Source organism: Pseudoalteromonas sp. S1609 (assembly GCF_005887255.1).
Taxonomy (GTDB): Bacteria; Pseudomonadota; Gammaproteobacteria; order Enterobacterales; family Alteromonadaceae; genus Pseudoalteromonas.
The window spans coordinates 1-4689 of the sequence record NZ_PNDJ01000064.1 but is presented as its reverse complement, the minus strand read 5'-3'; the positions used below and the strand labels follow the sequence as shown (position 1 = coordinate 4689).

The following is a 4689-nucleotide window of genomic DNA, read 5'->3' as shown; positions in this document are numbered from 1 at the left end:
AAGGTTTATTGTTAATGTTTAAAGGTTAAAGGTTAAAGGTTAAAGGTTAAAGGTTAAAGGTTAAAGGTTAAAGGTTAAAGGTCAAAGGTCAAAGGTCAAAGGTCAAAGGTCAAAGGTCAAAGGTCAAAGGTCAAACATACTCATATATTTTTGAATGAATATTTAATTTTGAACCTCTTAATCCCAAGCATCGATTGATTTCATCAATGCTGAAATCATACGGGAAAGTTCACGAGTCTCCTCAATCCATTCACTAGCCTCTGTCGTGTCAACTTCACCTATTTTTAGTGCAATGTAAATTTGAGAGCGTAATTCTCCATAACTCCCCTTAGAGTATGATAAAAATCGAATATAATCTTTAGGAGCTATTCGTTCATAACCCTCTGCTATATTTGAAGAAATTGAAAGTGCAGATCGTGTTATTTGATCTTTTAAACCAAACTCTTTGCTCTGCTTAAAATGTAAATAAATCTCGCAAGCTAGATCGGCTGAACGTTGCCATACCCTTAAATCTTCAAACCTCATAACATAACCAGTCAGCTGAAACATGCTTAACTTATAACTGTAAAATAAGAAAGACACAAAGCTTAGATCAAATTTATAGCTCGAACCTTGAACCTTGAACCTTGAAGCAAAATCTTATAGCTACAAAACAAAAAACCCAGCATAAGCTGGGTTTTTGAATTCTTGATAACGTAAAAATTAACGTTTTGAGAACTGTGGACGCTTACGCGCTTTCTTAAGACCCACTTTCTTACGTTCAACTTTACGTGCATCACGAGTAACGAAACCTGCTTTACGAAGTTGTGGACGTAGTGACTCGTCAAACTCCATAAGTGCACGAGTGATACCGTGACGGATAGCACCAGCTTGACCAGTAGTACCACCACCGGCAACGGTGATGTGAAGGTCAAATTTTTCAGTCATATCTACAAGCTCAAGAGCTTGACGAACAACCATGCGTGCTGTTTCGCGACCAAAGTACTCTTCTAAAGAGCGCTTGTTGATTACGATGTTACCAGTGCCTGGGCGTAAGAATACGCGAGCACTTGAACTTTTACGACGACCTGTACCGTAGTATTGATTTGCCATGATAGTGCTCCTTAAATGTCTAGAACCTGAGGCTGTTGTGCAGCATGGTTATGCTCAGTACCCGCGTAAACTTTAAGTTTGCGGAACATAGCGCGGCCTAAAGGACCACGTGGCAACATGCCTTTAACAGCTTTTTCGATGATCATTTCAGGCTTTGCAGCTTGAAGTTTATCAAAAGTAGTAGACTTAAGACCACCTGGGAAACCAGAGTGAGCGTAGTACACTTTATCTTTGAATTTGTTACCAGTAACAGTAACTTTCTCAGCGTTGATAACGATGATGTAATCACCAGTATCTACGTGTGGTGTGTACTCAGCTTTGTGCTTACCGCGTAGGCGATGAGCGATTTCAGTAGCGATGCGACCTAAAGTTTTATCTTCAGCGTCAACTACGTACCAGTCACGTTTTACTGTTTCTGGTTTAGCAACAAACGTTTTCATTTATAAAAATCCAATGTTTTTCAATTAAAACCACAGGTAGTTATTATTAACTACCGCTCTAAGTATGCTACAACCCCTTCGAGTTTTAGACTTTTTCGCCGCTCACAAGTGGCTAAACTATATGAGGACATAGAACGCAACGTGGCAGACGCGGGAGTATACCAGCACTTAAACTACATTGCTACCGGCCGGTTGTTTTTTCCGCAAAAAGTTTTAGGCTCGAGTGTCGGGGCTTCGAGGTACGAGCTTCGAGACCCGTTACCCGCAGCCCGTCGCCCGTCGCCCGAGAACTTTACTCTTTACCTTTATTACTTCTGACACACCTCACAAAAAACGGTGCTGCGTTGGCCTAGACGAATTTCTGTTAGTGCTGTGTCGCAATTTACACAAGGCTGGCCTTTTCGGCCATACACTAATAGCTGCTGCGCAAAGTAGCCTGGCTTACCGTCACTTTGGGCAAAGTCTTTCAGCGTTGTGCCGCCTTGAGTAATTGCTGCGGCTAGGGTGTCTTTTATAATTGGGATTAACGCTTGGTAGCGTTTAAGGCTTACCTTACCTGCTTCTTTTCGCGGATCGATACCTGCTTTAAATAATGATTCGTTAGCGTAAATATTACCAACCCCCACCACCACGGCGTTATTCATAATAAACTGTTTAACAGGCACTTTTTTATTACGAGATTGCTCATAAACACGTTTAGCAAAAAAGTCATCGGTGAGTGGCTCGGGGCCTAATTTAGCAAGTAACTTATGCTCTTCATTGGGGGCTTGCCATAAACAGCAACCAAAGCGACGTGGATCGTTTAAACGCAGCGCCTTATTATTCGCTAAAATAAACTCAACATGGTCATGCTTTTTAAGTGGCTCATTGGCGTTCACAACCCTCAAGTTACCCGACATCCCTAAATGCAATATAGCCGAGCCTAGCTCGCATTCTAACAATAAGTATTTTGCACGTCGTTCAATACTGCTAACCACTAACCCCTCAAGTTGATACACCTCATCTGGCACAGGCCAGCGCATACTGGCATTATGAATATTTACCTTAGTCACAACTTGGTTTAGCACATGGGGGGTAATACCCATACGGCTAACTTCTACTTCTGGTAATTCAGGCATTAATAAAACTCACTTATGAAAAGGTAAAACTTGGAAATAATTGTTTTGCAGTAGTTAAATCGAGCAACAATAATCGCTGACTGGTTTTATCGAATAGATAATACTGACCATTCGCCTCAAATAATAAGTACACCCAAGGTAAGGGCTCACCGGCGAGTTCAAGCGTAGCTACCGATAGTGGCTTATTCATATCAAGCGCATCAGGTGTAGTGGTGGTCACCAGTGCGGTATTTTGCCATAAATAAACTAGCTCACTAAGTTGCTGCTCTGAGCCTTGCCAACTAAGCGGTACATTTTTTTGCAAAGCAGTAGTACGCCAACTAGTGCCAATACGCTCAATTTTTTGGTCGATAAATTTAAGCGTTAATACAAAACTTTGAGGAGGAAGTAATGGCTGTAGTTGCGCCTGTGTTTCATCATTCCCTATGTTTTTATGCAGTCCATTTAAAAAGAAGATCATAATCAACATCGAAAAAATAATAACATTGTTCCAACCTTTTCGGCCGAGTTGCATGTGGGTCTTCCAATTAATAATATCGATTTAAAGTGTAACCAAAACTTAATTACACTGTCTATATGTTAAAACCCAAAGACTTTGCTAGAATATCGGCAAATTTTAAGGAGTTTAGTCATGTCAATGTATGTAGTGGGCCATAAAATCCCAGATTCAGATTCAATATGTGGTGCAATTGCACTGGCTTATTTAAAAAACCAAATTGATGAACCAGCAATCCCAACTCGCCTAGGTGAGGTTTCACCGGAAACACAATTTATTTTAGATAAATTCGGTTTTGAAGCACCTGAGCTAAAACTTAGCTACGCTGGCGAAGACGTCTATATTGTAGACCACACAGAAAAAACCCAAGCGCCTGACGATATTGATCAGGCTCGCGTTGTTGGCGTGGTAGATCATCACAAGCTAGGTGATTTAACCTCATCAACACCGCTTGAGTGTTGGATCCGCCCTGTTGGTTGTTCAAACACCATTATTAAAATGATGTATGACTTCTACAACGTTGAGATCCCTAAAGACATTGCCGGTATTATGCTTTGCGCTATTTTAAGCGACACGGTTATTTTTAAGTCACCAACCTGTACTACTGCCGATATTAAATGTGTTGAAGCGCTTGCAGAAATTGCAGGCATTGAAGACTTTAAAGAACTAGGCATGGACATGTTCCGCGTTAAATCAGCCGTTGAAGATACGCCAGTACGTGACTTAGTAATGCGTGACTTTAAAGACTTTAACATGAACGGCAACCTCGTTGGTATTGGCCAGTTAGAAGTTATTGACCTTGCGGTATTTGACGAGATTAAAGCCGACCTTGAAGCCGATATCGCGAAGCTTAAAGAAGAAGGCGGTCGTCATTCAGTATTTTTACTTCTGACCGACATTATGAAAGAAGGCTCACAAATGCTAATTGCATCAGACGATGCTAGCCTAGTTGAGCAAGCTTATGGTGAAAAACCAGAAGACGGTAAAGTATGGCTAGACGGCGTATTAAGCCGTAAAAAGCAAGTAGTGCCACCACTACAAGACGCTTTTAAGAGCTAAGTTCGAGGTTCGAGAAATTTAAAAACCTTGCGGTTAACATCGCAAGGTTTTTTTATGCCTGTAGCAGCGGGTTCACCCCGCGCATTTTCACAACATTTCAAACAGCCTGCGCGGCATAAAGCCCTGCCTACAATAAAACTCTATATTAATCCTACCCGAAGGCGGGAGCTTACCCCGCGCAATTTCACAACTTTTCAAACAACCTGCGCAGCATAAAGCCCTGCCTACAATAAAACTCTATATTAACCCTACCCGTAGGCGGGAGTTTACCTCGCGCACTTTCGCTATGGCAACCAGCTCAAATTCAAAACTATTAATTGCCTGCTATATTTACCTATAAAACCACAAGATATAAAAATGAAAAAATCACAAAACCTAAGGAAAGGTCGTATTTCAATTCCCAATCACTATTACTATTACTATTACTATTACTATTACTATTACTATTACTATTACTATTACTATTACTATTACTATTACTATT

General features: G+C 40.9%; 6 protein-coding genes. 1 reads left to right on the top strand and 5 read right to left on the bottom strand.

Annotation, left to right across the window (positions count from 1 at the left end; translation table 11 throughout):
- Positions 1-177: 177 nt before the first annotated feature.
- From CWB76_RS15710 to CWB76_RS15685, 5 genes are all read right to left on the bottom strand, one after another.
- Positions 178-525 carry a four helix bundle protein gene (locus tag CWB76_RS15710; RefSeq protein WP_138608882.1) on the bottom strand — a complete coding sequence of 116 codons (348 nt, stop codon included), beginning with the start codon at positions 523-525 and terminating at the stop codon, positions 178-180.
- 177 nt (positions 526-702) lie between these two features.
- Complete coding sequence (gene rpsI, locus CWB76_RS15705; protein WP_024600778.1) at positions 703-1095, bottom strand: 30S ribosomal protein S9; 393 nt, start codon at positions 1093-1095, stop codon at positions 703-705.
- A gap of 8 nt (positions 1096-1103) precedes the next feature.
- A complete protein-coding gene (gene rplM / locus CWB76_RS15700) occupies positions 1104-1532 on the bottom strand; it encodes a 50S ribosomal protein L13 (RefSeq protein ID WP_008110876.1) in 429 nt (142 codons plus the stop codon).
- A 308-nt stretch (positions 1533-1840) separates the two neighbouring features.
- The gene (gene mutM / locus CWB76_RS15690; RefSeq protein WP_010390658.1) at positions 1841-2650 is read right to left on the bottom strand and encodes a bifunctional DNA-formamidopyrimidine glycosylase/DNA-(apurinic or apyrimidinic site) lyase; all 810 of its coding nucleotides are present in this window, start codon (positions 2648-2650) and stop codon (positions 1841-1843) included.
- A gap of 13 nt (positions 2651-2663) precedes the next feature.
- The gene (locus CWB76_RS15685; protein ID WP_138608878.1) at positions 2664-3164 is read right to left on the bottom strand and encodes a hypothetical protein; all 501 of its coding nucleotides are present in this window, start codon (positions 3162-3164) and stop codon (positions 2664-2666) included.
- A 117-nt stretch (positions 3165-3281) separates the two neighbouring features.
- On the opposite strand from CWB76_RS15685, the gene CWB76_RS15680 reads away from it, so the two are divergent.
- Positions 3282-4205: a manganese-dependent inorganic pyrophosphatase gene (locus CWB76_RS15680; RefSeq protein ID WP_013464036.1), complete on the top strand. Its 924-nt coding sequence runs from the start codon at positions 3282-3284 to the stop codon at positions 4203-4205.
- The last annotated feature ends 484 nt before the right edge of the window (positions 4206-4689 follow it).